The sequence below is a fragment of the Streptomyces sp. NPDC001381 genome (assembly GCF_042895685.1).
GTDB lineage: Bacteria > Actinomycetota > Actinomycetes > Streptomycetales > Streptomycetaceae > Streptomyces.
The window spans coordinates 984,943-1,011,767 of the sequence record NZ_JBIAWO010000002.1 but is presented as its reverse complement, the minus strand read 5'-3'; the positions used below and the strand labels follow the sequence as shown (position 1 = coordinate 1,011,767).

The following is a 26,825-nucleotide window of genomic DNA, read 5'->3' as shown; positions in this document are numbered from 1 at the left end:
GGAGGGCGGCAGCCGTGCGGCACGACGGCCGCCCGCTCGCGCCGACGGCGGTCGGCCAGGACCCGTACCGCAGGACCACCGGATACGACGCCCGCTCGGGCCCGGCAGCCGACGGCGGTCGACCAGGAGCCCGTACGGCAGGACGACCGGATGCGACAGCGCATCGAGCGGGACAGCCGGCGCCGGAGGGCGGCAGCCGTGCGGCACGACGGCCGCCCGCTCGCGCCGACGGCGGTCGGCCAGGACCCGTACCGCAGGACCACCGGATACGACGCCCGCTCGGGCCGCGCAGCCGACACCGGTCGACCGGGAGCCGTGCGGCAGGACGAACGGAGGCGACGCGTGCTCGGTCGGCGGTCGACCGGGAGACGTGTGGGCGGGCGTCGCCCCACCGCGTTCCCGGTGCGCAGCTCACGTGGGGCTCGGGGTGGCCGCGCCGGTGACTTTGAGGACCTCGGCGACCGGGCGTCGGGGCAGTGGCCGTACGCACGGCGGATACCCGAGCCGGAAGATCATCTGCGGGAAGGCCCCGCCGCTGAGCGTCTGCCGGATCCTCGTCCGCAGGGACGGCACCTCCAGCGGCTGGGTGTGGAAGGCCGCCATGACCCCCTGGTCCGCCGCTTCGAGGAGGACCCGCTGAAGGGCCTCCCCGGCCCGCAGCCAGGCCGCCGGGTCGTCACGGTCCGTGCTGAGGATCGCGACGGGCCCGGTGCGCGAGGTCCGGCGCTGCGGGGGCTCCGGGAACATCCGTGTGAGGCCGACGTAGTCCCGTCCGGCGAAGTCCGTGACGTCCGGGTGCGTCCGGTCGGCGTCGCCGGGGACGCCGTCGTACCGCGGCTCGCCGGGCCACCAGGTCCACCGCCGCTGCTCGGCGGCGTACTCCGGACGGGAGCGGCGGGCGTCCTCGGCCCTGCGCACCAGCTCGGCGAGGTGCCGTCTGCCCGCGCGGTCGGTGACGAAGTCCAGGGTCGCGCCCGCCTCGTGCGCGTGTTCGCGCAGGGCCTCGGCCAGCGACGGGGGGAGCGGCTCCGCCAGGAACGGCCCCTGCACCGTGTGGCGGCGCCGCACGGCGCCGAACAGACGCTCGTCCTCGGGTGCGGGCCGGTGGTAGGCGCCCCAGGTCACCCGGGCCAGGAACGCCGGGTCCGACGGGCGCGGGAAGTGCTCGACGACCGGGTTGAAGCCCAGGTGGCGGACGGCGAGCCGGATGTTGAGAAGGGCGGCTCCGCAGCTGATGACCATTTCCCTGCCGCTGGGGTCGGTGAGGGGAAGGCGCCGGGCACCGTCCGCGTGCAGCTCGACGCCCCGGTCCTCGTCCTCCGCGACGAAGATCCAGGGCTGGGTGTTGTACGGGGACGGGGCGGTGACGGCGGCCCGCACCAGATAGGCGGCGGCGTGGCAGGGTTCTGCACGGACGTCGGAGATCATCGGGAACACCCTTTCTCGGGCCCGGCTCCGGCGGACGGCCGCCGGAGCCGGGCCCGCGTCAGTCGTGCGGGACCAGCGCGACGGGCCGGCGCACGTGGTGGAGCAGCGCGTGGGCCACCGGGCCGGTGTGCGGGCCGACCGCGGTACGCCGCCGGCGGCGGCCCACCACCAGCAGTCCGGCCCCGGCCGCGGCGTGTGCGAGGACGTGGGCCGCCCGGCCCTCGTGGAGGTTCTCGCGCACGACCACCTCGGGGTACTTCGCGCGCCACGGTTCGAGCAGTTCGGTGAGGTCGCGCTCCGCCATCCGCCGCAGCCGCGCACGCTCCTCGGCACCCGGGACGCCGCTGGTGAGCGGCGCGTGCCAGGCGTGCACGGCGCGCAGCGGCGCCTTGCGGAGTCCGGCCTCGCGGAACGCGAAGTCGAGGACGTCGTCGCAGGCCCCGCCGATGTCGACGGCGACCGCGACCTCACGGCACGGAGTGCTGGTCGACGGCTTTCCCGAGCCGTCGGGAAGGTGTTCGTCGGTCGCCGTCTCACCCGCCCGGACGAGGACGACGGGCCGGTCGGCGTGCGCCACGGTGGCCAGGGCGACCGAACCCGACATGAACCCGCCGACACCGCCCGCTCCCTGGCTCCCGATGACCAGCAGCTCCGCGGTCTCCGACTCGGCGAGGAGCGCGGGCCCCGGTTGCCTGCGCACCTGCTCGGCTGCGATGTACAGCCGCGGATAGCGCTCGTGCAGCAGTTCGAGGGCGGCGCGGAGCACCCGCCGTGCGCGGTACTGCGGTACCCGGACCTCGGGCAGGTCCGCGTCGGTGTCGTCGTCGGGCAGGCCCTCCCAGGCGTGCACCAGACGGAGCGGCAGTCCTCGGCGGAGGGCTTCCCTCGCCGCCCAGTCGGCCGCGGCGAGGCTTTCCTTCGAACCGTCCAGACCGGCCACGACTGGCCTCGTCATGACCGTCACCTCCTTCGTCCACCCGCGCTCGCGGGTCCTTCGGCGAAGGACCCGCCCAGCGCGGTCCGGGGCTCCTCTACAGGTGGGGGACGACGGCCACCGGGCAGCCGACGTGGTGGATCGCGGCGTGGGTGACGGGACCGGTGCGGGGGCCGACCGGGCGTTCGGTGAGGCGGTGGCCGACGACGAGGAGACTCGCCCCGGTCGAGGCCCGCACGAGCGCGGTCGAGGGCCTCTCCTCCACCACCGTCGCCAGGACCTCCACGTCGGGGTACTTGTCCCGCCACACCTGCAGCACGGCCTGGAGGAAGCCCAGCCACTCCTCGCCCTGCTCCGGGTCGTTCACCAGGCCGACGTCGCCGGATCCGAGGCCGATCGGGCCGACCGTGTGCCAGGCGTGCACGGCGCGCAGCCGGGCGTGCCGCAGCCGGGCGGCCTCGAAGGCGAACTCGATGACCTCGTCACAGGCTTCGTCGACGTCGATCGCGACCACGACGTCCCGGTAGCCGGTGTCCGTCGCGGCGCTTCCGTCGCCCGCCGGCAGGTGTTCGTCGGCCGCGTCCTCGTCCGCCCGGACGAGCACGACGGGGCGGGTGGCCTTCGCGACCACGCCGAGCGCGACGGAACCGACGAGGAACCCGGTGAAGCCGCTCAGGCCGCGCGAGCCGAGGACCAGCAGGTCGGCCTGGTCGGCCGCCTTCAGCAGGGCGGCGACGGCCGGGCCCTCCATCTGTTCGTCGGTGAGGCGGACGTCGGGGCTCTCGGCCCGGACGTGTTCCTCCGCCCGCCGCAGCGCACGCCGGGCGAGGTGCCGCTGCGCGGCGCCGGCGATCTCGCGCTCCTGCTGGCGGGGGTGCCAGTCCCAGGCGTGCACCAGGTGCAGCGGCCGGTGCCGCCGCTCGGCCTCACGGGCCGCCCATGCCGCGGCGGCCAGGCTCTCGGCGGATCCGTCGACTCCGGCGACAACGGGGGAAAGCATGTCGGCACCTCCAGCGCTCGGTCTGTCATCCGGTACCAGCGTCGCGCCGCGGCCGGTGCGGGGGCAGAGGCTGCCCGGTCCTCTCCGGGGGCCGTACGGCCCCTCTGTGCAAGGCCAACGGCGGCCGACCGGCAGCCCTGCCCGCCGTCGGAGCAGGCCGGTCCGGAGGTCGGTCCGGAAACCGGTCGGCAGTCCGTCCGGAAGCCGGGCGGCAGTCCGTCCGGAAGCCGGGCGGCAGTCCGTCCGGAAGCCGGGCGGCAGTCCGTCCGGAAGCCGGGCGGCAGTCGGTCCGGAAGCCGGGCGGCAGTCCGTCCGGAAGCCGGGCGGCAGTCGGTCCGGAAGCCGGTGCGGGCGTCAGTCCGCGAGGAGGAGGTGGCACTTCTCCCCCGGCTGCACGCTCACCGCCCGGTCCGGCAGCCGGATGTCGATCGGCGAGCGGTCGGACGGCGGCACCGTCACCTCCAGGCCGCCGCGCTCCAGGCGCAGCCGGACACCCCAGTGCCCCTGGTAGCGCAGGGAGAAGCCGTAGGCCGACAGCTCCGGCAGCGGCACCGGATCGAGCCACAGGGCGCCCTCCCGGGTCTCCATGCCCGTCAGTCCCCGCTGGACGAGGTCCAGGGTGCCGGCCATGGCGCCGAGGTGGATGCCCTCGGCCGTGGTGCCGCCCTGCAGGTCGGCGATGTCACCGCGCAGGGCCTCCTGGCAGTACGTCCATGCCTCGGCCCGCCGCGCGCGGGCCAGGACCCAGCCGTGGACCAGGCCGCTGAGGGTGGAACCGTGACTGGTGCGCAGGAGGTAGTGGTCGACCGTCCGGCACCAGGTCTCGTCGTCCAGCCGGTGGCCCAACCGTGCGAAGAGGTCCCGGAGTTCGCCGGGCGAGAAGAGATAGCCGAGCATCAGGACGTCGGCCTGTTTGGACGCCTTGTAGCGGTTGACCGTGTCGCCCTCCGCCTCCAGGATCCGGTCCAGGCGCCGGATGTCGCCGTAGCGCCGCCGGTAGTCCTCCCAGTCGAGCTCGGCGAGGTCGCCGTAGCCCTCGAACTGGCTGATGATGCCGTCGTGGAACGGGACGTGCAGGGTGCGCGAGACGTCCTCCCACTGTTCGAGCTCGCCGCCGTCGAGGCCGGTGCGCTCGGTGAGTTCGCGCCGCCGGGGTTCCGGCAGGATGCGCAGCACCTCCAGGGCGCGGGCGAGCACCCAGGCGGCGGTGACGTTGGTGTACGCGTTGTCGTCGAGGCCGGGCCGCGGCGCGCCGGGATAGGCGTCATGGTACTCGTCGGGGCCCATCACGCCCCGGATGCGGTGCCGGCCCAGCTGCTCGTCCCAGGTCGCCGAGTCCGCCCAGAAGCGGGCGATCTGCAGCAGCATCTCGGCACCCTTGGTGTGCAGGAACTCGGCGTCCCCGCTGGCCTCGCAGTACTGCCACACGTTGTACGCCACCGCCGAGCCGACATGCCGCTGGAGCCGCGAGTGGTCCGGCAGCCAGCGGCCGGAGCGGGGGTTGAGATGCAGCTCCTGCGTCTCCTCGCGCCCGTCGCTGCCGCTCTGCCAGGGGTACAGCGCGCCACGCCGGCCGATCGCGCGGGCGGCGGCTCGGGCCCGGTCGAGGCGGCGGTGGCGGTAGCGGAGCAAGGCGCGGGAGACCTCCGGGAAGTGCAGGTTGAGGTACGGCAGCACGAACAGCTCGTCCCAGAAGACATGGCCGCGGTACGCCTCCCCGTGCAGCCCCCGGGCGGGCACGCCGACGTCCAGGTCCGCCGTGTGCGGGGAGAGGGTCTGCAGGACGTGGAAGAGGTGCAGCCGCAGGATGTCCCCGGCCTCGCCGGCGACGTCCAGTTCGGCCCGCCGCCACAGCTGGTCCCAGGCGGTCAGATGCCCTTCGAGCAGTTCGTCGAAGCCGGGCGCCGCGCCGACCCGGTCGAGCGCCGCGTCGAGCGGGTCGCTGATCGCGGGATCGCGGGAGGTGTGCAGGGCGACGATCTTGTCGACGGTGACGGTACGTCCGGGCAGCAGGCTCAGGCGCACCCGCCGGCCGACACGGGTCTCCTCGTGCCGTGCGGTGCCGGGGTCGTCGGCGTCCAGCCTGGCCACCATGCCGACGCGGACGTCGGAGGTGCGGGTACGGCAGTGCAGCCACACCGTGTCCGGCCCGGCGGATCCGGTGTGCACCTTGGTGAGGTGACGGCCGTCCAGGTCCCGGTAGCGCGCGACCCCGGAGTTGGTGACCCCGGCGTCCAGCGCCGCCTCCACGTCGAGGTCCCCGGCGAAGCCCTCGGCGGTGAACTCGGTGCGCAGGGCGGCGAGATGGGGATCGGCCATGTGCACGACGCGCTGCTGCCGCACCGCCAGCACCCGGCCGTCGCCGAGCGCGTACCGCGTCCGGCGTTCCAGCAGCCCGGAGGCCAGGTGCAGCACCTGCCGGTGCTCCAGCACGGTCGCGGTGTCCGGGGTCAGCCACGGCTGTCCGGCGAGACGGAACCGCAGCGGCAGCCAGTTCGGGGCGTTGACCATGTCCTCGTTCTCCACCCGGCGGCCCGCGACGTCCGTGGTGAGCCGGTCGTAGCAGCCGGCCACGTAGGTGCCGGGATAGTGCACCTCGTCCGCGACGCACTCGGGCAGGGCCCCGCGGGTGGCGAAGTAGCCGTTGCCCAGCGTGCACAGCGACTCGCGCAGGCGCTCGTCCGCGGGATCGTAGTCGTCGTACGCCCAGGTCCAGCCCGTCACTGCGGTACCCCCTCGTCGAGCGGTTCGCCGAGGCCGGGTCCGGCCTCGGAGCCTGCCGGCGGAGCCGCTCTGCCCGTGTCCACCACGTTCACACCGTCTCCGGCACGACCGCCACCGGGCAGTCCGCGTGATGGAGCAGGGTGTGGCTCACCCGGCCCAGCTGGAGCCCGAGACGGCCCTGCCTGCGCCGGGCCCCGACGACCACCAGGTCGGCAGCGGCCGAACGGCGCGCGAGGACCCGGTGGGCCGGTCCCTCCACCGTGACCCGCCGCACCCTGACGGCCGGATGGTCGGCGACGGCGTCCCGCAGCAGCGTGTCGATCAGGGCGGAGGCCCGCTCCTCGTGCCGGCGCATCGGCTCCTCCCCGGGGGCGGGATCGCCGGCGCCGTCGTGCGCGGGGCAGCGCCAGGCCCGTACGACGTCCAGGGTGCATCCGCGTGCCTCGGCCTCGCGGAAGGCGAAGCGCGCGGCGCCCGCGCCGGTCACGGGTTCGCCCGCGCCCAGCAGGATCCGCTCGTGGGAGCCGGCCAGGCCCGCCCGGTCGCCCCGCACGACGATCACCGGGCACTGCGCGCGGGCGGCCACGGCCAGGCCGACCGAGCCGAGGAGCAGTCCCTTCAGCCCGCCGCGGCCGCGTGCCCCCGTCACCACGGCGAAGGCGTCCTCCCCCTCGCGCAGGAGGGCGTCGGCCGCGTCGTCGGGGACGATGTCGGTGGTGACCTTCACATCGGGGTTGCGCCGCCCGGCGCGCTCGGCGGCGGTGGCGACGAGGTTCTCCGCGAACACACGCTCCGACGGGCGGCCGAGGGTGGTGGACGGGACGGCCCGCTCGTACCGCTCCCAGCGCGAGGCGTACACCAGCCGCAGCGCGAGACCGTGCCGGGCGGCCTCGTCCACCGCCCAGTCCACCGCCGTCAGGCCGGCGTCGGATCCGTCGATTCCCACGACCAGGGGAAGGGTCATCGTCCCCACCGCCTTCCGTACCGCACAGGGGCCCTCTCATACCGTCGCACCGGTCGGCGGTCCGTACGAGGGGCGGACCGGCCCCTCGCGGGGGTCGTCCGGCCCCTGTGTCCGTCCGCGCCGGGCGGGCCGGGCCGGGTGAGGTGTGTCGAGTGCCACTCGGCCCGCCGCCGTGCCCGCCCAGCCCATGGGGTCGGCGCGTCCCTGGGCGCACGCTGAAGTCGAGCTCCCTCAGGGGGAGTTCGTGACACCGGTACCCAGGAAAGCGAGGCTCGGCCATGAAGCCCACGAGGACAGGCGCCGTCATGGTCGGCGACGTCGTCACCGCACGGTGCGACACGCCGTTCAAGGACGTGGTGCGCCTGCTCGAGGAGCACCGCATCAGCGGCCTCCCGGTGATCGACGAGGACCGCAAGGTCATCGGCGTGATCTCCGAGTCCGATCTCGTGCTGCGTCAGGTGCGCGAGCCGGGGTCCACCGGCGTCCGGGCGCGCTGCCGGCGTCTGCTGAGCGGCCGCGCCCGGCACACGGCGGCCAAGGGCGTCGCCAGGACGGCCCGCGGGGTGATGACGGCGCCCGCCGTCACCGTGCGCGCCGACACCACGGTCACCGAGGCCGCCCGGCTGATGACCGAGCACCGCGTCAAGCGGCTGCCCGTGGTGGACGAGGAGGGCACCCTCGTCGGCATCGTCACGCGCCGGGACCTGCTCCAGGTGTTCCTGCGCACCGACGACGAGATCCGGCGGGACGTGCAGCGGGAGGTTCTCCTGAACACGCTCTGGCTGGCACCGCACACCGTCGAGACGGCCGTGCGGAACGGTGTGGTCACGCTCACCGGCCGGCTGGAACGGCGCAGCGAGATCCGCGTCGCCGTCGCCATGACGCGGCGGCTGGACGGCGTCGTGGACGTCGTCGACCACCTCACCTACCGCATCGACGACAAGCCCGAGCAGCCCGCCGGCCTGGCCGTGCACGGCGTCGCCGACGACTGGCTGCGCTCACTCTGAACGAAGGTGACAGAGATGATCCCCGTCCTTCTGATCGTCGCCACGGTGCTGGGCGCCTGTCTGGTGTTCGGCTACAGCTCGTTCGTCGTCGGCTTCGCACTGATGGTGGTCGGCGTCCTGGGGCTGATCGCCTTCCTGTCGACGCCGGGCGCCGTGCTGCGCCCCGGTGAGCGGGAGTTCGTCGAGGAACGGCACTACTTCGGCAAGAACGACGACCACCGGGAGTTCCGGAAGTGACCGCCGCCGGCCGGCCGGCACACGGGAACGGTGCCGGCGATCCGGCGCACGGGAACCCTGCCGGTGGACAACGAAGCGTGGGCCGGGGATCAGGTCCCCGGCCCACGAGAGCGATGCCCGCGGCGCGTCAGGAGTGCACCGACACGCGGTGCTCGGTCCGCTCCGGCCGGTGCGGCGCGGGCGGAGGCGTCCTGGGTGTCCGGCGGCGCAGCAACCGGACGGCCAGACCGTCGAAGGCCGCGGTGAGGACACACGTCAGTCCCGCCGCCAGCACGAGCAGCATCGCGAACCGTTCCCAGAACTCCGGTGTGAGACTGGTACCCACTGTCCTCGCCCTCCCTGGTCGGCGTCGTTCTCCCTGCCTCCAGCCAACTCCGCGGCGGGACGGCGCGCTTGAGCCGAGGGGGCCGGGCGAAGGCCCGGAACGGCCCTCGTTCCCGGGCCGGTCGGCCCTGGTGGCCGCGAGGTCGCCGTGGTGTGCTGGAGGCGGCGGGAAGGACCCGGCAGAGAGACGCGGAGAAGCGGCCGTCACAAGCCGCGCACCGCGCAATCAGGATCCGCGAGAAGCGGGTGGCGTCCTTCCCGCCCCTTCGGGTGCCCCGGCCCCGGGGCAGGACGTCCGTCAGCCCTTGCCTCCGCTGAGATTCCGCCACTGCGGGCCGACGCGCTCCCACTCCGCGGCCCACTCCTCCAGACGCCGGCGCAGCAGCCGCCCGCGTATCAGCCGTCCGCCGGCCAGGACCGCGAGTCCGGCACCGGACGCGGCCAGCACACCGGCCCCCGCCACCTCCACCGTCCGCCGTGTTGCCGTGGGCGGTCCGGAGACCGGATCGCCGGCGCTGTCGAACCAGGCCGTCACACGGGTGCCCGCCGCGGCATCGGGATCGACCTTCGTCCGCGCCGTGTGCGTGACGCCGTCGGCACTCGTCCAGCGGACCCTGGCCCACACCCTGCCGTCGTCGAAGCCGGTCGTGGTCGGCGGTATCTTCACGGCGTCCTCCAGCAGCACCACGGCGACGGCATGCACCTCCGCCCGCCGCGCGGCGATGTCCCGGTCGACCGCCGTCGCGGCCGCCTGGCCCGCGAACGCCCCGCCGAGGAGGGCCAGCGTCCACGTGGCGAGCACGATCCTGGCTTCCACGACGTCGCTGCGGCGGCGCAGCGGATTGCGCCGCCACCGCCAGCACCGCACTCCGGTCATCGTCGTACGCCGCGTCCCGGCCATGAACCTGACACCTCCTCGTGTGCCGCCACGGTCACACCACGGTCCCGGCGCCTGCGCCGTCGGCCCGGGCGGTCGGGGCGTCGTCGGGGAGATCCGGGTCGAGGTCCGGGCGTCGGGGCGGCCCGGACAGGGCGCAGTCCACGTCCACCACGCCTTCCACCGCCCGCACCATGCGCGTGACGACGGGGACGAGCGAGGTGTCGCGGACCCGGCCGGTGAGCGTCACGACCCCGTCGCGCACCTCCACCCGGATCGGTTCGACCGGCACGGCGAAGAGCCGTGGGACGACGTCCCGGCGCACCTCTTCGGCGATGTCGGCGTCCTCCCGGAGGAACACCTTGAGCAGGTCGGTGCGGCTGACGATGCCCTGCAGCACGCCCTCGCCGTCGACGACCGGCAGCCGCTTGAGGCGGTGCCGCGCCATGACGCGCGCGGCCCGGGCCACGGTCTCGTCGGCGCGCACGGTGACGGCCGGAGCGTTCATCAGGTCCTCGGCGCACACCGCGTCGGCTTTGGCGAGGCCCGAGCCGCCGGACGGGCGCCCGTGGCGGTCCGGGTCCCCGTCGGGGTCGCGGAGCATCTCCTTGGGCAGGAGGTCGGCCTCGGACACGACCCCGATGACCCGGTGGTCGCCGTCCAGGACGGGCAGGGCGCTGACCTTCCAGCGCCGCATGGTCCGGGCGATGTCCTTGAAGACCGCACCCTCCCGCAGCGCGACCACCGTGCGGGTCATCACGTCACTCACGAGGTAGGGCATGACGTCCTCCAAGTGCTGGGATGCCGTCCTGCTTCACTTCCAGCCTCCGCCGCCGGGCCCGCGAGGACATGGGCCCCATGGCCCTGTTCCCGAGGTCCGGAAGCCTCTACTCACGGGTTGCCACTCCCTGCATCGGCCCGCCGCTACCGGCGGGCGGTCGCCCCGGCACGGACGAGCGGTCGCCCGGAACCGGCAGGCGTCCGCCCCGGCACTGACAGGCGGTCCCCCCCCCGTACCGGCGGGCGGCCCCCAGCACCGGCGGGTGATCGCTCGCAACCGGCAAGCGGTCGCCCCGGCACCGGCGGGTGGCCCCCAGTACCAGCGGTCGGTCCCCCGGCACTGACGGGCGATCGCCCGGAACCGCCAGGCGTCCACCCCGGCACTGACAGGCAGTCCCCCCCGTACCGGCGGGCGGCCCCCCAGCACCGGCGGGTGGCCCCCAGTACCAGCGGGCGGTCCCCCGGCACCGGCGGTCGGTCCCCCGAAACCGGGAGGCAATCCCCCGGCACCAGCGGGCAGTCGCCCGGAACCGACGGGGCGGTCCCCCGGCACCGGCGGGCGGTCGCCGCAGTGCTGCCGGGCGGTCCCCAGACACCGGCGGGCGGTCCCCCGACACCGGCCGGGCTCGCACCCGGCCCCGGCGGGCGGTCGCCCAGAACCGGGAGGCGGTCCCCCCGCACCGGCGGGCAGTCGCCCGGAACCGACGGGCGGTCCCCCGACACCGGCCGGGCTCGCACCCGGCACCGGCGGTCGGTCCCCCGAAACCGGGAGCCGATCCCCCGGCACCGGCGGGCAGTCGCCCGGAACCGACGGGGCGGTCGCCCCGGTGCTGCCGGGCGGTCCCCCCGGCCCCGAACGGGCGGTCTCCCGGGACCGCCGGGCTCGCACCCGGCCCCTACGGCTTGCGCGACGGGACGCGCCACACCAGCGTGGTGCCGCCGCCCTCGGGGGTGCCCAGCTCCAGTCGGCCGCCCAGTTGCTCGGCGCGCTCGGCCATGTTGCGCAGCCCGCTGCGGCGGCCCTCCGGCGGGATGCCCACGCCGTTGTCGGTGACCGACAGCCGTACCTCCCGGCCGTCCGTGGCGAGGAGGACGTCGGCCCGGTCCGCGCGCGCGTGGCGGGCGATGTTGGTCAGCGCCTCGGACAGCACCGCCACCACATGGTCGGCGATCTCCTTCGGCACGTCGGTGTCCAGCAGGCCCTCCATGCGCACGCTGGGGGCGAACCCGAGGACCGGCGCCGCCTCCCCGACCACGCGTACGGCACGCGCCCGCAGCCCCGACTCGCCGGTGCCCTCGCGGGTGCGCAGCCCGAAGATGGTGGACCTGATGATCTTGATGGTCTCGTCCAGGTCGTCGACCGCGCGCACCACCCGCTCCGCCGCCTGCTCGTGCTCGATGAAGCGGCCCGCGCTCTGCAGGGTCATGCCGGTGGCGAACAGCCGCTGGATCGCCAGGTCGTGCAGGTCCCTGGCGATGCGGTCGCGGTCCTTGAGCACCGCGACCTCCTCGGCGTCCTGGCGGCGCTCCGCCAGCTCCATCGCGAGGGCGGCCTGTGCGGCGAAGCCCTGCAGGGTCTCGGTCTCCGTCGCCGAGAACGCCGGCCGGCCGGTCTCGCGCGCCAGCAGGACCACGCCCCGCGGACCCGCCTCGCCGGTGCCGATGGGCACGGCCACCGCGGGGCCGAGCCCGCCGAACCGCGGCGGCTCCAGCGAGACGCGGTCGTCGTGGGTGACGTCGTCGCTGGTGACCGGGGTCGCTGCGGAGAAGGCCAGCCCCATCAGGCTCCGGTCCATCGGCAGGACGAGCCCCCGGTGCGCCTCGGCGTCCATCCCGACGGCGACCTCCACGGCGAGCGACCCGGTGTCCTCCATGGGCAGCGCGACCGCCGCCAGCGCGGACCCGGTGATCTCACCGGCCTGCTCGGCGATCAGGGCGAGGACCTCGCCGCGCGCGCCGCCGGACATCAGGCTGTGGGTGATCGCCGCGTTCGCCCGCAGCCAGCGTTCCCGCAGCCGGGACTCCTCGTACAGCCGGGCGTTGTCGATGGCGACACCGGCGGCGACGGCCAGGGTCAGCGTCACGGACACGTCTTCCTCGTCGAACTGGCCCCCGCCCCGCTTCTCGGTCAGGTACAGGTTGCCGAAGACCTGGTCGCGCACCCGGATGGGGACGCCGAGGAAGGTGTTCATCGGCGGGTGGTGCGGCGGGAAGCCGTACGACGCCGGGTGCTCGGAGATCTTCGCCAGGCGCAGCGGCTCGGGGTGGCGGATCAGCTCGCCGAGGATGCCGTGGCCCTCCGGGTACGGGCCGATCCGGGCGATCTGCTCCTCGGTGACGCCGACCGTGTGGAAGGCCGACAGCCGCTTGCCGTCCGGGCCGATCACACCGAGCGCCGCGTACTCCGCGTCGACCAGCACGGCGGCGGCCTCCACGATGCTGTGCAGGGCCTGCTCCAGGTCCAGCTCCCTGCCGACCGACAGCACCGCCTCCAGCAGGCTGTGCACCCGGTCGCGGGTGCCGCGGGCCGCGTCCAGCCGAGCCTGCAATTCCTCCAGCAGCTCGTCCAGTCGCAGCTGAGGCAGCCGTACGCGAGCCTCCTCGGGGCTTCCCACCTGCACTCCTCCGGTCACACGGACACCCACCGGTCCGATCATGTGCCACGGTAGTGGTCGGCCGGAGGTCGCGGTAGCGGATCGGGCCGAGTTCTCGGCGGTTGCGCGCCTGGGCCGGTCGGCCCAGTGGAGGGGACCTGCAGCACCTGCCCCCGCGGTCCCTGCGGGCTGACGCTGGAGGAGTATCCAGCCCGAAGCCCGACGGAGGAGACCGGCGTCATGGTCCGTTACGTGTACGACTTCACAGAGGGCGGCCGTGACCAGGCCGACCTGCTCGGCGGCAAGGGCGCGAACCTGGCCGAGATGACCCGGCTGGGCCTGCCGGTCCCGCCGGGCTTCACGGTGACCACCGAGGCCTGCCGGGCCTTCCTCGCCGCCGGCACCGAGCCGGACGGCCTGGCCGAGGAGATCTCCGGGCACCTGACCGCCCTGGAACAGGCCGCCGGACGGAGCCTGGGGCGGCCCGACGACCCGCTGCTGCTGTCCGTCCGTTCCGGGGCACGGTTCTCCATGCCCGGCATGATGGAGACGATCCTCGACATCGGCCTCAACGACGAGTCCGTCCTCGGCCTGGCGAAGGTCTCCGGGAACGAGCGGTTCGCCTGGGACTCCTACCGCCGTCTCGTGCAGATGTTCGGCAGCACGGTCATGGGGGTCGACGGCTCCCGCTTCGAGAAGGCCATGGCCGACCTCAAGCGGGCCCGGGGCGCGGCGAACGACCTGGGTCTGGACGCGGCGGACCTGGCCGGGCTCGTCGGCACGTACAAGGACCTGATCCGGCGCGAGACCGGCGAGGACTTCCCGCAGTCGCCGGCCGAGCAGCTGCACCGGGCCGTCCTCGCCGTCTTCGAGTCCTGGCGGGGCGAGCGCGCCCGCGTGTACCGCCGCCGTGAGCACATCGCCGACGACCTGGGCACCGCGGTCAACGTGCAGACCATGGTCTTCGGCAATCTCGGCAGCGACTCCGGCAGCGGCGTCGCCTTCACCCGCGACCCGGCCACGGGCCGGCCCGGCCTGTACGGCGACTACCTGGCGAACGCGCAGGGCGAGGACGTCGTCGCGGGCATCCGCAACACCGTCCCGCTGACCGCCCTGCAGGAGCTGGACCCGGTCTCGTACGACCAGTTGCTCGGTCACATGCGGACGCTGGAGGCGCACTACCGGGATCTGTGCGACATCGAGTTCACCATCGAGCGCGGCCGGCTGTGGATGCTGCAGACCCGGGTCGGCAAGCGCACCGCCGAGGCCGCGTTCGCGATCGCCGCCGAGCTGGCCGACGAGGACATGATCACCCCGGACGAGAGCCTGGCCCGCGTCAGCGGCGAGGGACTCGCCCGGCTGATGTTCCCCCGGTTCGACACCTCGGCCGTCGGCGACGCGCTCGCGCACGGTCTGCCGGCCTCGCCGGGAGCGGCCGTGGGCGCGGCGGTGTTCGACTCGGCCGAAGCGGTCCGCCGGGCCGCCGCGGGCGAGAAGGTCGTCCTGGTGCGCCAGGAGACCACGCCCGACGACCTGCCGGGCATGATCGCCGCCCAGGCGGTGCTCACCAGCCGCGGCGGCAAGACCAGCCACGCGGCGGTGGTCGCGCGCGGCATGGGCCGGGTGTGCGTGTGCGGTGCCGAGGAGATCACCGTGGACACCGAGGCCCGTCGCTTCACGGTGGGCGGCACGACCGTCGAGGAGGGCACCGTCGTCTCCGTGGACGGGTCGAGGGGCGCCGTGTACCTGGGCGCCGCCCCGCTGGTCGACTCCGCCGTGATGCGGTACTTCGAGACCGGTGAGCGCTCCGCCGGGCTGGTGGAGGCCGTGGCCCGCGCGATGGACCGGGCGGACGGCGTGCGGCGGCTGGAGGTGCGGGCGAACGCCGACACCCCCGAGGACGCCGCCCGCGCCCGGCGGTTCGGCGCGCAGGGTGTCGGCCTGTGCCGTACCGAGCACATGTTCCTCGGGGAGCGCCGCAAGCTGGTCGAGGCGATGATCCTGGCCGGCGACGAGAGCCGGCGCGAGAAGGCGCTGGCCGCGCTGCTGCCGCTCCAGCGGGAGGACTTCGTCGGCATCCTGGAGGCGATGGACGGTCTGCCGGTCACCATCCGGCTCATCGACCCGCCCCTGCACGAGTTCCTGCCGGACCGCACCGAACTCGCCGTGCGCATCGCCGCCGCCGAGGCCCGGGGCGCGGTCCCCGAGCCGCACGACACCGAGCTGCTCGACGCGGTCAACCGCATGCACGAGGAGAACCCGATGCTCGGCCTGCGCGGGGTGCGTCTGGGCCTGGTCGTGCCGGGACTGGTCGCCATGCAGGTGCGGGCGATCGCCGAGGCGGTCGTGGAACGCACGCGGGCCGGGGGCTCCCCCAGGGCGGAGATCATGGTGCCGCTGGTCGGCGCCGTCGAGGAACTGCGCATCGAGCGGGCCGAGGTGGAGCGCGTGCTGGCCGAGGTCTCCGAGGAGACCGGCGTCCCCGTGCGCTGCCCGGTCGGCACCATGATCGAGCTGCCCCGGGCCGCGCTCACCGCCGGCCGGATCGCCGAGGAGGCGGAGTTCTTCTCCTTCGGCACCAACGACCTCACCCAGACCACCTGGGGCTTCTCCCGCGACGACGTCGAGGCGGCCTTCTTCTCCGCCTACCTCGACAAGGGCATCTTCGCCACCTCGCCGTTCGAGACCCTCGACCGTGACGGGGTGGGCCGGCTGGTCCGGATCGCGGTCGACGAGGGCCGCGCCACCCGGCCCGATCTGAAGATCGGCGTCTGCGGTGAGCACGGCGGGGACCCCGAGTCCGTCCACTTCTTCCACGCGGCCGGGCTGGACTACGTCTCCTGCTCGCCGTTCCGCGTCCCGGTCGCCCGGCTGGAGGCCGGACGGGCCGCGCTCGCCGGGACGGAAACGAGTGACAGCAGGTGACAAGCAGGTGACAAGGAGGTGGCCGACATGGCCCGCATCGTCGGTGAGGTGATGACCCGCGAGGTCGTCGAGGCCCGCCGGGAGATGTCGTTCAAGGACGTCGTACGGCTGCTGGACCGGTACCGGATCAGCGGGCTGCCCGTCGTGGACGACGACGACAAGGTCGTGGGAGTGATCTCCGAGACCGATCTGATCCGCCGTCAGGCGGCCCGGTCCACGGGCCTCCTGACCCGGCGGCTGCGGCTGCCCCCGCTGGGCCGGTCCGCCCGCCGTGCCGCCGCGGCCGCTCGCGCCGGCACGGCCGGGGAACTGATGTCGACCCCCGCGGTCACCGTGCATCCGGAACAACGGATCGCGGACGCCGCGCGCGTGATGGAGCGGCACGGCGTCGAGCGTCTGCCCGTCGTGGACGAGGAGGACCGGCTGATCGGCATCGCCACCCGGCGCGACCTGCTGCGGGTGTTCCTGCGCACGGACGACGAGATCCGCCGGGAGGTCCACGACGAAGTCCTGACCCGCGCCCTGGGCCCCTCGGCCCACGGCGTGACCGTCTCGGCCCGGGACGGCGTGGTCACGCTGGAAGGACACCTGGAGCACCTCGACGACATCCCGCTCGCGATCCGGCTGACGTACCGGGTGGACGGAGTGGTCGGCGTGGTCAACAGGCTGACGGTCCGTGTCCCGTCGGGGCCGGTCGGTCCCGCGAAGGGACCTTCGGGTCCTGGGCCGGAGCACCGCTGACGTAAGACGCTGCTGGTGGAAGCGGTACCGCGGCAAACCCGCCGGTGCCGCTCCCACCCCGCGCCGCCGCCCGTGCGGCGCCCCCCTCGACCACGGAGGCTCGCCCCCATGACCCGCCACGACGACCGCAGTGCGACCACCGACCCCGCCGGCGCGCCGTCCGACATCGCCATCGCGGTGGACCGCCTGGTGACGAACGGGCTCAAGGCGCTCACCGACTACGAGGCGCTCGATCAGGAGCAGGTCGACCACATCGTGAAGAAGGCCTCGGTCGCCGCCCTGGACCAGCACACCGAGCTGGCGCGGCTCGCGGTGGAGGAGACCGGGCGCGGCGTGTTCGAGGACAAGGCGGCCAAGAACATGTTCGCCTGCGAGTACGTCACCCACAGCATGGGCCCGATGAAGACGGTCGGCGTCATCGCCCGCGACGACATCGACGACATGACCGAGGTGGCCGAGCCGGTCGGCGTGGTGTGCGCGATCACCCCCGTCACCAACCCGACCTCCACCACCGTCTTCAAGGCGCTGATGGCGCTGAAGACCCGCAACCCGGTCGTGTTCGCGTTCCACCCCTCCGCCCAGCGCTGCAGCGCGCAGGCGGCCCGCATCGTCCGTGACGCGGCGGTGGCGGCGGGTGCGCCGGAGCACTGCGTGCAGTGGATCGAGACCCCGTCCGTCGAGGCGACCGGCGCCCTGATGCGCCACCCGGGTGTCTCCCTGATCCTGGCCACCGGCGGCAACGCCATGGTCAAGGCCGCGTACTCGGCCGGCAAGCCCGCCCTGGGCGTGGGCGCCGGCAACGTGCCCGCCTACGTCCACCGGAGCGCCGACGTCCGACGCGCCGTCAACGACCTGGTGCTGTCGAAGTCGTTCGACAACGGCATGATCTGCGCCTCCGAACAGGCCGTCATCCTCGACGAGGAGATCTACGACGCGGTCCTCGCCGAATTCCGCACCCTGCACGCCCATCTGGCCACCGCCGAGGAGAAGGCGAAGCTGGAGACGTTCCTGTTCCCCGCCGGCGCCGCCGGCGCGGGCTGCGAGCCCAAGGTGAACGCCGCGGCCGTCGGGCAGAGCCCGGCGTGGATCGCCGAGCAGGCCGGATTCTCGGTACCGGCGGACACCTCCCTCATCCTGGTCGAGACCGACCTCGTCGGCCCGCAGGAGCCCCTCACCCGCGAGAAGCTCTGCCCGGTCCTCGCCGTCCTGCGCGCCGGTTCCGAGCAGCAGGGCTTCGACCTGGCCGCCGACATGGTCGCCTTCCACGGGCAGGGCCACAGCGCCGTCATCCACACCGAGGACATGGAGCTCGCGGAGGCGTACGGCAAGCGCATCAAGACCGTGCGGATCATCGTCAACGCCCCGTCCTCGCAGGGCGCCATCGGCGGCATCTACAACAGCCTGCTGCCGTCGCTGACCCTGGGCTGCGGCTCCTGGGGCAGCACCTCGGTGTCCAACAACGTCTCCGCCGCCCAGCTGCTGAACGTCAAGAGGGTCTCGGTGCGTCGCAACAACCTGCAGTGGTTCAAGGTCCCGCCGAAGATCTACTTCGAGCCGCAGTCCATCCGCTACCTCGCCTCGATGCCGGACGTCCACCGCGTCACGGTCGTCACCGACGCCACGATGACCCGCCTCGGGCTCGTCGACCGGATCGAACGGGTGCTGCGCCGGCGCCGCGAGCCGGTCACCATCCAGGTCATCGACAACGTCGAGCCGGAGCCCAGCATCGACTCCGTCCGGCGCGGCGCCCGGCTCATGGGCGACTTCCGGCCGGACACCATCATCGCCCTGGGCGGCGGCTCCCCCATGGACGCGGCCAAGGTGATGTGGCTGCTGTACGAGCAGCAGGCCGAGGGCAAGGACGTCGACTTCGCCGACATGCGGCACAAGTTCTCCGACATCCGCAAGCGGGCCTTCCGCTTCCCCGTGCTCGGCAAGCTGGCCCGTCTCGTGTGCATCCCCACGACCTCGGGCACCGGCGCCGAGGTGACCCCGTTCGCGGTCATCTCCGACCCCGCCACCGGCAAGAAGTACCCGCTGGCCGACTACGCGCTGACCCCCAGCGTGGCGATCGTCGACCCGCTGCTCACCACCGCGCTGCCCCGCGCGCTGGCCGCCGACAGCGGCTTCGACGCCCTCACCCACGCCATCGAGGCGTACGTGTCCGTCTACGCCAACGACTTCACCGACGGCCTCGCCCTGCACGCGATCCGGATGATCTTCGAGAACATCGAGGCGGCGGTCAACGACCGCGCCGCCCGGCCGCAGGCGCAGGAGAAGATGCACAACGCCGGCACCATCGCGGGCATGGCCTTCGGCAACGCCTTCCTGGGCATCGTCCACGCCATGTCCCACACGCTGGGCGCCACCTTCCACATCGCGCACGGGCGCACCAACGCGGTGCTGCTGCCGCACGTCATCCGCTACAACGGCACCGTCCCCACGAAGCTGACCGGCTGGCCCAAGTACGAGAACTACCGTGCCCCCGAACGCTTCCAGGACATCGCGCGCACGCTCGGTCTGCCCGCCGCCACCCCGGCCGAGGGCGTCGAGTCGTTCGCCTCGGCGGTGGAGCGGCTGCGTGAGGCCGTGGGCATCGAGCCGACGTTCCAGGCCCTCGGCGTCGACGAGCGCGCCTTCCTCGATGCGCTGCCCCAGCAGGCGCTCAACGCCTACGAGGACCAGTGCGCACCCGCCAACCCGCGGATGCCCATGCTCGACGACATGCGCGAGCTCATGCGCACCGCCTACTACGGGCGTGACGTGAGCGCCGACGGCGCGGTCCCGGCGAGCTGACCGGGACCGACGGCGGTCCCGGCGAACCGACCGGGGCCGCCGCCCCGCCCGCTTCCCTCTCTCACCCCTCTCCCTCCCCTTTCCTGCCCCTTTCCTGCCCTTTTCCCTCCCTTCACCCGCCTTCCCAGGAGTCTTCATGCTGTCCGCGGAATCCGCCGCCCTCGTAGAGGCCACCCTGCCCGCCGTGGCCGGAGCCCTCGACGAGATCACCACCCGCTTCTACGCCACGATGTTCCACGACCGTCCGGAACTGCTCGACGGCATGTTCAACCGCGGCAACCAGGCCAGCGGGGCCCAGCGGCGCGCACTGGCCGGCTCGATCGCCGGATTCGCCTCCGCCCTGCTGGCGAACCCCGAGGCGCGGCCGGACGAGCTGCTGTCCCGGATCGCCCACAAGCACGCCGCCGTCGGTGTCACCGACGACCAGTACACGATCGTGCACAAGTACCTGTTCGGCGCGATAGCCGAGGTGCTCGGCGAGGCGGTCACCCCGGAGGTGGCGGCCGCCTGGGACGAGGTCTACTGGCTCATGGCGGGCGCCCTGATCAGCCGGGAGGCCCTGCTCTACCAGGACGCGGGCGTCCAGCCCGGCGGGATCTGGCGGCCCTGGACGGTCGTGGAACGCCGTACGGAGACCCCCGACGTCGTGTCGTTCCTGCTCCGTCCGGCGGACGGCGAACCGGCGCCGCGCGCCCGTGCGGGCCAGTACGTGAGCGTCCGCGTGCGCATGGCCGACGGGGTGCACCAGCTGCGCCAGTACAGCCTGTCCTCGGACCCGGGCGGAGAGCTGCGGCGGATCACCGTGAAGCGGGTCACGCAGGAGGCCGACGCACCGGCCGGTGAGGTCTCCACCCTGCTGCACGACGAGGTCCGCGCCGGGGACGAACTGCTGCTGTCGGCGCCGTTCGGCGACGTCTTCCTCGACGAGCCGGCGGACGCCTCCGCGCCGGTGGTGCTGGTCTCGGCCGGCATCGGGGTCACGCCCATGACCGGCATCCTGGCCCATCTCGCCGCCCTCGGCTCCACCCGGCCGGTCCTGGTCCTGCACGCCGACCGCTCCCCCGCCGACCACGCCCTGCGCGCCGAGACGAACGACCTCGTCGGCCGGCTGCCGGACGCCCGGGCCGTCTACTGGTACGAGCGCCCCGGAGCCGAGGAACCCGACGCACGCACCGGCCTGATGGACCTGAGCGGGATCGAACTCCCCGACGGCGCGACGGTGTTCCTGTGCGGTCCGCTGCCCTTCATGCGCGAGGTGCGCGCCCAGCTGCTCGGCGCCGGGGTTCCCCCGCGCGGCATCCGCTACGAGGTCTTCGGACCCGACCTGTGGCTGCCCGGCACCGCGGCCTGAGCCGCCCCCGAACACTCTGACGCACCGACGGAAGGACCCGCATGACCAGCGAGAACGCCCAGGAGACGCCCAGGGTTCTGCTGCGCTCCGACGGCGCCGTGGACGAGGCGACCCTGGCGTACGCCCGCACGAAGATCGACGCCGTGACGGAGCGGCCGGGCCTGCCGGTCGTCACCGGCGAGGTGCGCATCGTGCGAGCGGCCGCCCACCACGGCGACCACCCGTGGTCGGCCACGGCCGACCTGCGCATCGGCGGTCGCCAGGTGGTCGCGGCGGCCGAGGAGCCGACGGGCACGGAGGTCGTCGACCGGCTCCAGGACCGGCTGCGCCGCCAGACCGACAGGGCCGCCCAGGCCCGCGACGGCGGACACCGGACGACAACCCCGCCGTGGCGCCGCGAAGGCGGCCCGTCCCACCCCGCCACGCCGGAGGACACCCCCCGCTCGGCATGAACCCGAGTGCCCGGGCCCCCGCCCGGCCGACACCCACCCGGCGGGCCGGCACCCGCCGCCCGCCGCCCAGTTGGCGGACACCGGCCCGCCCGCCACTCGGCAGGCCACCATCACCCGGCAGGCCGCCCACCGGCCTGTCCGGCACCCGGCGGTCGAGCCCCCGCTCGGTGCCACCCAGGTGAGGACACCGGCCGGCCCACCACCCCGGCGGGCGAGGCCCCGTTCACCTGGCCCGGGGGGCAGCACGGGCCCCGTTCGCCGGCCCCGGGCGGCGGGTACCGGCCCCGTTCCTCACCAGGCGGGCCGGTAGCCGGTCCGTCCGGCGGGCGGGCGATGGGTGGGGTGGCCGGGGGATGTGAGGGACGTCCGGGCCCACATGGTGACCAACGGCCCCCTGACGGGAGGCACCGGTGGCGGCGAGCCTGGGACCGCGGTTCCCGATCGGCGGGAAAGCATGAGGAGTTGTGTGATGGCGAAGGCATATCTGGTGGGCAGCGGGATCGCGGCACTGGCCGCGGCGACGTACCTGATCCGCGACGGCGGCTTCGAGGGATCCGACATCCACCTCTTCGAGGAGCAGCGGACCCTCGGCGGCAGCCTGGACGCGGGCGGCACACCGGACGCCGGCTACACCATGCGCGGCGGCCGCATGTTCGAGGCCGAGTTCCGCTGCACGTACGACCTGTTGTCCCGGATCCCCACCCTCGACGATCCCAAGGTCTCCGTCACGGAGGAGATCCTGGCCGGCCACGAGGACTTCGCCTGGGACGACATCGCCCGGCTGGTCGACGGGGACGGCAAGATCGTCGACACGACCTCGATGGGGTTCTCCGAGCGCGACCGGCTGGAGCTGGTGCGCTGTCTGGCCACTCCCGAGGGGCACCTGGACGGCAAGCGGATCACCGACTGCTTCGGCGAGCACTTCTTCACCACCAGCTTCTGGTTCATGTGGTGCACCACGTTCGCCTTCCAGCCCTGGCACAGCGCGATCGAGTTCCGCCGCTACCTCAGGCGCTTCATCCACCTGTTCCCCGAGTTCGCCACGATGAAGGGCATCCACCGGACCCGCTACAACCAGTACGACTCCATCGTGCGGCCGTTGACGGCCTGGCTCCACGAGCAGGGGGTGACCGTCCACACCCGCTGCCGGGTCACCGACCTCGGGTTCACCCCCGGCATCCACAGCGGCACGGTCGACACCCTCCACCTGAGCCGGGACGGCCAGGACGAGAAGATCGCCGTCGCCCCCGACGACCTGGTCTTCGTCACCAACGGCTCGATGACCGACGCCTCCAGCCTCGGCTCGCACACCTCCGCGCCCCCGCCGGCTCCGCACAGCTCGGACGCCTGGCTGCTGTGGCACCGGCTGGCCCGTGGCCGGGAGAACTTCGGCAACCCGTCCGTCTTCGACAAGCGGATCAAGGAGTCCCGCTGGGAGTCGTTCACGGTCACCACGAAGGACCCCGCGTTCGAGAAGGCGCTCGAGGAGTTCAGCGGGCGTCCGGCCGGCAAGGGCGGTCTGATGACCTTCACCGCGTCCAACTGGCTGCTCACCGTCGTCGCCAACCGTCAGCCGGTCTACCGCGACCAGCCCGAGGGCGTGACCGTCTGGTGGGGCTACGGTCTGCACCCCGGCCGGGCCGGCAACCACACGCCCAAGCCGATGACGATGTGCAGCGGCCGGGAGATCCTCGAGGAGGTGCTGCACCACCTCCCGTTCGACGAGCGGACGGCGGCGCGGATCCTGGAGACCTCCACCGTCGTGCCCTGCGTGATGCCGTACATCACCAGCCAGTTCCTGGCGCGCCGTCGCGACGACCGGCCGAAGGTGGTGCCGCAGGGGTCGGTCAACCTCGCCTTCATCGGGCAGTTCGCCGAGGTGCCCGACGACGTCGTCTTCACCGTCGAGTACTCCGTCCGCACCGCCTGGACGGCGGTGGCGCAGCTGCTGGGGCTGGAGAAGCAGCCGCCGGAGGTCTACAAGGGCCACCACGACCCGCACGTGCTGGCCGCCGCCCTGGAGACCATGCACCGCAGGTAGGACGGGCAGCGCAGGCCCGAGGGGGGACGTCCGGCCCCCCTCGCCCGGGACCATCGGCACTGGTGGGAACGGCGTGGCGCGAGGGACAGTGAAGACAGGAGCGGCACCGATCCCCCGCGGTGTCGCTCCGTCGCGTACGGCCCCCGCCCGCCCGGCGCGGAACGGGGCCGCCGGTCATCCTCGCGGGACGAGGACCACCGGGCAGTGCGCCCGGTGCAGCAGGGTGTGGGCGACGGGACCCAGCCGCGGGCCGAGCACGCTCGTCCGGTGCTGGGCGCCGATGACGACCACCGCCGCCCCCCGGGTCGCCGCCAGCAGCTCGTCCGCGGGAGCGGCACGGACCGTGCGGGTCTCCACGACGACGTCGGGGTGCCGGTCCCGCAGCCGGGTGAGGGCGTAGCGCGGTACGGCCTCCTCGGCCCGGGCCGTGCCGGCCAGCCGTTCCTGCCCCGGACTGCGCGTCGGCACGAGGGAGGGAAGTTCGGGCGTGATGTGCCGGTGGTTCCAGCTGTGCAGGACCCGGAGCCCCGCACCGCGCCGTTCGGCCTCCTGGAAGGCGTACGCCGCCGCCCCCGCGTCCCGGTCGTCCGCGAGGCCCAGCAGTACGTCCCCGCCGTCGTCGCACGGGTGGTCCCCGCGGACGACCAGGAGCGGGCTCTGCGCGAGGGCGGCCAGCCGCAGGCTCACCGAACCCAGCGCCGGGCCGCTCACCGCGCCCAGACCGCGGGTCCCGACGACGGTGAGGTCCGCGCCGGCGCTCTCGCGCGCCAGCGCGCGCACCGCGCCGCCCTCCGCCGCGACGGTCTCCACGGGCAGCCCCGGATGCCGTGCGTGGACGCGTGCCTCTGCGGCGCCGAGGACCGGTGCGGCCTCGTCACGGTCGGGAACCGCGTACAGCACGCGCAGAGCGCGGCCACGCCGTGCGGCCTCGGCCGCGGCCCGGTCCAGCGCCCGCACGGAGATCAATGAGCCGTCCACTCCGACGACTACGTGATGCAAGGTCATGGCCGTACCTGTCCCTTCTGTGGTTCGGGTGACCGTTCGACGGAGGCGGCGCCCGACGGGCGCACCGGCCTCCCCCGACGATGCTCCTCGTGCGCCGTCGCCCCGGGCAGAAGCCGGGAGAACCCCCGGGAACGCCGAACGGCCCCTGCTTCAAGGGCCGTTCGGACCAGTGCGGGACAGGGGTGGTCCTCCCGAGGGGCGGGGTGGGCGCGGATCGCCGGGGCCGGCCGGGCGGCTCTCGGCGCGGGTCAGGAGGGGAGCCGCACGCCGTACAGGGTGCGTCCGCCGACGAGTGCGCGCCCGGTGACCAGCTCCGGCTCGATGCGCACGAAGGCCTCCCGTGGGGCCGGCACCCAGGAACGCGGACCGGTCATCAGCAGCCGTGCGTGTTCGGCGGGGTCGGTCACCAGGGCGGCCGGCCCGGTGACCACGACGCTCCAGCCGGAGTGGGTGGCGGCGTCGACCTCGTCGGCCTCGAAGGCGACCACCGCTCCGTCGACGGCGCTCACGAGTTCCGAGGAGGCCGAGGTGCGCACCAGCACCGCGCCGTCGTGGTCCAGGCGGAAGTTGACCGGCAGGACGGCGGGCAACGCCTGCCGTGTGTACACGATGCGCCCCACCGGCACCCCGGCCATCAGGCGCAGGCACTCGTGCCGGTCGAGTGCGCGGAATCCGTCGTTGGCGTCCATCGGCCTTCTCGTCTCTCACGTGACAGAGCGGTGTCTCACGGTCCATCGTCGGGCGGCGGGGACGCCCCCGACCAGGGACCATCGGTCCCCGGCCGGCTGAGAGAGACCCCGCTCAGACCGCGATGCGGCGCCCGGTGACGGCGTACGGTTCGATGCGCACCCACACGTCGCGCCGGCCGCCGGTCCACGGCGCGCTGTACGCCTGTTCCGCGAGCCGGCGCTCCTCGGCGACGTCGGTCACCGTGCGCCCGTACCCGCGCACCAGGACGCTCCAGCCCTCGCTGAAGGCGTCGTCGATGCGGTCGACCTCGAAGGCGACCGGGCAGCCGGACGCCAGGGACGGGGTGGCGCCGCGAGCGGTCCTGAAGACGATCGTGTCGTCGACGACGGTGTAGTTGACGGGGACGATCACCGGCCCGAGGGCGGTGGGCACCGCGATCCTTCCGACACCGTGCGACGACAGCAGGACGGCGCACTCGGCCTTGCTCAGCTCGGTGAACTCGGGTGCGCGCCCGGCCTGTTCACGACCGGGCGGCAGATCGGTGTCGCCGCCGGTGAGCGCCGAGACCGTGGTCTGCAGTGCCGCCGCCAGCGTGAGCAGCGCGCCTCGGCCGGGCGCGGCGTCGGGGTGCTGTTCCAGGTGCGCCAGATAGCTGGGGGCCATGCCCGCCCGGGCGGCCGCCTCCTCCCGTGTCAGCCCGAGCTGGACGCGGCGTGCGGCGAGCCGGCGGCCCAGGTCGCCCGAGGGCGCGCCGCCCGTCACGTTCGCCCGTGTCTGTTCGGCCATGGCCCCTCACGTCCTTTCGTCAGGCCGCCCGGACGGCGACCTCGTCGTGCGGCTGCTCGCCGAGCACCACCTTGAGGGCGCCGGTGTCGGCGGCCCGGGAGAAGACGTCGTACGCCTCCTCCATCTGCTCCAGCGGGAAGGTGTGGGTGACCAGCTGCGCGGTGGGCAGCCGGCCGGCGGCGGCCATGCGCAGCAGGGTGGGTGTGGAGTGGGTGTCCACCAGACCGGTCGTGATGGTCACGTTCTTGATCCACAGGTCCTCGAGGTGCAGCGTGGCGGGCCTGCCGTGGACACCGACGTTGGCGACGTGGCCGCCGGGGCGCACCATGCGGGTGCACAGCTCGAAGCTCTCCGGCACGCCGACGGCCTCGATGACCACGTCCGCGCCGAGCCCGTCGGTGAGGTCGGCGATCAGCTGCTCGGGGTCCTCTCGGGCGTCGGCCACGGCGTCGGCGCCGAGCCGCTTGGCGGCCTCCAGCCGGGACGCGGCCAGGTCGACGGCGACGATGCGTTCGGGCGCGAACAGGCGGGCCGTGGCGATCGCCGCGAGGCCGATGGGGCCGGCCCCGACGACGGCGACGGTGTCGCCCGGGCGCACCCGCCCGTTGAGCACGCCGACCTCGTAGGAGGTCGGGAAGATGTCCGCCAGCAGGACGGCGTCCTTGCTCTCGACCGCGCTGGGCAGCGCGTGCACGGACAGGTCGGCGAAGGGGACGCGGACGTACTCGGCCTGGGTTCCGTCGATCAGGTGGCCGAGGATCCAGCCCCCGCCGCCGCGGCACTGGCCGTAGGCGGCCTCGCGGCAGTAGCGGCAGCGTCCGCACGCGCTGATGCAGGAGACCAGCACGCGATCCCCCGGACGTACGGTCCGGACGTCGGCGCCGATCTCCACGATCTCGCCGACGGCCTCGTGTCCCAGGACCGTGCCCGGGCGCACCTCGGGCACGTCGCCCTTGAGGATGTGCAGGTCCGTCCCGCAGATGGTGACGGCGCCGACCCGCACGATGGCGTCGGTGGGTTCCTTGACGGCAGGGTCCGGGACCTCTTCCCAGGCGGACTGCCCGGGGCCGTGGAAGACGAAGCCTTTCATGACACTCCTCACCGTCCTCTGCGTGACTGCAGATATGGCCCGATACATACAGCTTGTCCGTTGTTCGCCGGATCCGCTT

Annotated in this window: 22 protein-coding genes; 8 read left to right on the top strand and 14 right to left on the bottom strand. The window is 73.8% G+C overall.

The window, feature by feature from the left end:
* The 6 genes from ACFY2L_RS11545 to ACFY2L_RS11520 all read right to left on the bottom strand — a co-directional run.
* On the bottom strand, positions 1–299 hold a 299-nt coding region (locus ACFY2L_RS11545), incomplete at its 3' end, for a hypothetical protein (RefSeq protein ID WP_390822141.1).
* A 112-nt stretch (positions 300–411) separates the two neighbouring features.
* Positions 412–1,428 (bottom strand): Acg family FMN-binding oxidoreductase, encoded by a 1,017-nt coding sequence (locus ACFY2L_RS11540; RefSeq protein ID WP_390822140.1) that lies wholly within the window; start codon positions 1,426–1,428, stop codon positions 412–414.
* A 58-nt stretch (positions 1,429–1,486) separates the two neighbouring features.
* The gene (locus ACFY2L_RS11535) at positions 1,487–2,383 is read right to left on the bottom strand and encodes a universal stress protein (RefSeq protein ID WP_390822139.1); all 897 of its coding nucleotides are present in this window, start codon (positions 2,381–2,383) and stop codon (positions 1,487–1,489) included.
* A 76-nt stretch (positions 2,384–2,459) separates the two neighbouring features.
* The gene (locus tag ACFY2L_RS11530; RefSeq protein ID WP_390656717.1) at positions 2,460–3,362 is read right to left on the bottom strand and encodes a universal stress protein; all 903 of its coding nucleotides are present in this window, start codon (positions 3,360–3,362) and stop codon (positions 2,460–2,462) included.
* A gap of 354 nt (positions 3,363–3,716) precedes the next feature.
* Positions 3,717–6,086, bottom strand: a complete 2,370-nt coding sequence (locus ACFY2L_RS11525; protein WP_390822138.1) for a glycoside hydrolase family 65 protein — start codon at positions 6,084–6,086, stop codon at positions 3,717–3,719.
* Positions 6,087–6,174: 88 nt separating this feature from the next.
* On the bottom strand, positions 6,175–7,050 hold the full coding sequence (locus tag ACFY2L_RS11520; RefSeq protein ID WP_390656715.1) for a universal stress protein: 876 nt from the start codon (positions 7,048–7,050) through the stop codon (positions 6,175–6,177).
* Positions 7,051–7,328: 278 nt separating this feature from the next.
* Between ACFY2L_RS11520 and ACFY2L_RS11515 the strand changes: the two genes are divergently transcribed.
* Together ACFY2L_RS11515 and ACFY2L_RS11510 are read left to right on the top strand one after the other, a co-directional pair.
* On the top strand, positions 7,329–8,057 hold the full coding sequence (locus ACFY2L_RS11515; protein WP_390822137.1) for a CBS domain-containing protein: 729 nt from the start codon (positions 7,329–7,331) through the stop codon (positions 8,055–8,057).
* A 15-nt stretch (positions 8,058–8,072) separates the two neighbouring features.
* Complete coding sequence (locus tag ACFY2L_RS11510; protein WP_390656713.1) at positions 8,073–8,294, top strand: hypothetical protein; 222 nt, start codon at positions 8,073–8,075, stop codon at positions 8,292–8,294.
* 127 nt (positions 8,295–8,421) lie between these two features.
* On the opposite strand, the gene ACFY2L_RS11505 is transcribed toward ACFY2L_RS11510, so the two are convergent.
* From ACFY2L_RS11505 to ACFY2L_RS11490, 4 genes are all read right to left on the bottom strand, one after another.
* Complete coding sequence (locus ACFY2L_RS11505) at positions 8,422–8,619, bottom strand: hypothetical protein (protein ID WP_390656712.1); 198 nt, start codon at positions 8,617–8,619, stop codon at positions 8,422–8,424.
* A gap of 297 nt (positions 8,620–8,916) precedes the next feature.
* A complete protein-coding gene (locus ACFY2L_RS11500; RefSeq protein ID WP_390822135.1) occupies positions 8,917–9,519 on the bottom strand; it encodes a hypothetical protein in 603 nt (200 codons plus the stop codon).
* 31 nt (positions 9,520–9,550) lie between these two features.
* The gene (locus ACFY2L_RS11495) at positions 9,551–10,276 is read right to left on the bottom strand and encodes a CBS domain-containing protein (RefSeq protein ID WP_390822134.1); all 726 of its coding nucleotides are present in this window, start codon (positions 10,274–10,276) and stop codon (positions 9,551–9,553) included.
* Between the two features lie 895 nt (positions 10,277–11,171).
* Complete coding sequence (locus ACFY2L_RS11490; RefSeq protein WP_390822133.1) at positions 11,172–12,890, bottom strand: GAF domain-containing protein; 1,719 nt, start codon at positions 12,888–12,890, stop codon at positions 11,172–11,174.
* A gap of 219 nt (positions 12,891–13,109) precedes the next feature.
* Here ACFY2L_RS11490 and ppdK point away from each other — a divergent pair, with 219 nt between their 5' ends.
* The 6 genes from ppdK to ACFY2L_RS11460 all read left to right on the top strand — a co-directional run bounded on the left by ppdK (position 13,110) and on the right by ACFY2L_RS11460 (position 23,175).
* A complete protein-coding gene (gene ppdK / locus ACFY2L_RS11485; protein WP_390656708.1) occupies positions 13,110–15,794 on the top strand; it encodes a pyruvate, phosphate dikinase in 2,685 nt (894 codons plus the stop codon).
* 27 nt (positions 15,795–15,821) lie between these two features.
* Complete coding sequence (locus tag ACFY2L_RS11480) at positions 15,822–16,535, top strand: CBS domain-containing protein (RefSeq protein ID WP_390822132.1); 714 nt, start codon at positions 15,822–15,824, stop codon at positions 16,533–16,535.
* Positions 16,536–16,643: 108 nt separating this feature from the next.
* A complete protein-coding gene (gene adhE, locus ACFY2L_RS11475; protein WP_390656706.1) occupies positions 16,644–19,331 on the top strand; it encodes a bifunctional acetaldehyde-CoA/alcohol dehydrogenase in 2,688 nt (895 codons plus the stop codon).
* Positions 19,332–19,467: 136 nt separating this feature from the next.
* Positions 19,468–20,682 (top strand): globin domain-containing protein, encoded by a 1,215-nt coding sequence (locus ACFY2L_RS11470; protein ID WP_390822131.1) that lies wholly within the window; start codon positions 19,468–19,470, stop codon positions 20,680–20,682.
* Positions 20,683–20,723: 41 nt separating this feature from the next.
* Complete coding sequence (locus ACFY2L_RS11465; protein WP_390656704.1) at positions 20,724–21,134, top strand: hypothetical protein; 411 nt, start codon at positions 20,724–20,726, stop codon at positions 21,132–21,134.
* A 469-nt stretch (positions 21,135–21,603) separates the two neighbouring features.
* Positions 21,604–23,175: an oleate hydratase gene (locus ACFY2L_RS11460; RefSeq protein WP_390822130.1), complete on the top strand. Its 1,572-nt coding sequence runs from the start codon at positions 21,604–21,606 to the stop codon at positions 23,173–23,175.
* A 174-nt stretch (positions 23,176–23,349) separates the two neighbouring features.
* On the opposite strand, the gene ACFY2L_RS11455 is transcribed toward ACFY2L_RS11460, so the two are convergent.
* From ACFY2L_RS11455 to ACFY2L_RS11440, 4 genes are all read right to left on the bottom strand, one after another.
* Positions 23,350–24,180 carry a universal stress protein gene (locus ACFY2L_RS11455; RefSeq protein ID WP_390822128.1) on the bottom strand — a complete coding sequence of 277 codons (831 nt, stop codon included), beginning with the start codon at positions 24,178–24,180 and terminating at the stop codon, positions 23,350–23,352.
* Between the two features lie 248 nt (positions 24,181–24,428).
* Positions 24,429–24,869 (bottom strand): pyridoxamine 5'-phosphate oxidase family protein, encoded by a 441-nt coding sequence (locus ACFY2L_RS11450; protein ID WP_390822126.1) that lies wholly within the window; start codon positions 24,867–24,869, stop codon positions 24,429–24,431.
* Positions 24,870–24,981: 112 nt separating this feature from the next.
* The gene (locus ACFY2L_RS11445; protein ID WP_390656700.1) at positions 24,982–25,656 is read right to left on the bottom strand and encodes a helix-turn-helix domain-containing protein; all 675 of its coding nucleotides are present in this window, start codon (positions 25,654–25,656) and stop codon (positions 24,982–24,984) included.
* Positions 25,657–25,675: 19 nt separating this feature from the next.
* On the bottom strand, positions 25,676–26,746 hold the full coding sequence (locus tag ACFY2L_RS11440) for a zinc-dependent alcohol dehydrogenase family protein (RefSeq protein ID WP_390656699.1): 1,071 nt from the start codon (positions 26,744–26,746) through the stop codon (positions 25,676–25,678).
* Between the last annotated feature and the right edge of the window lie 79 nt (positions 26,747–26,825).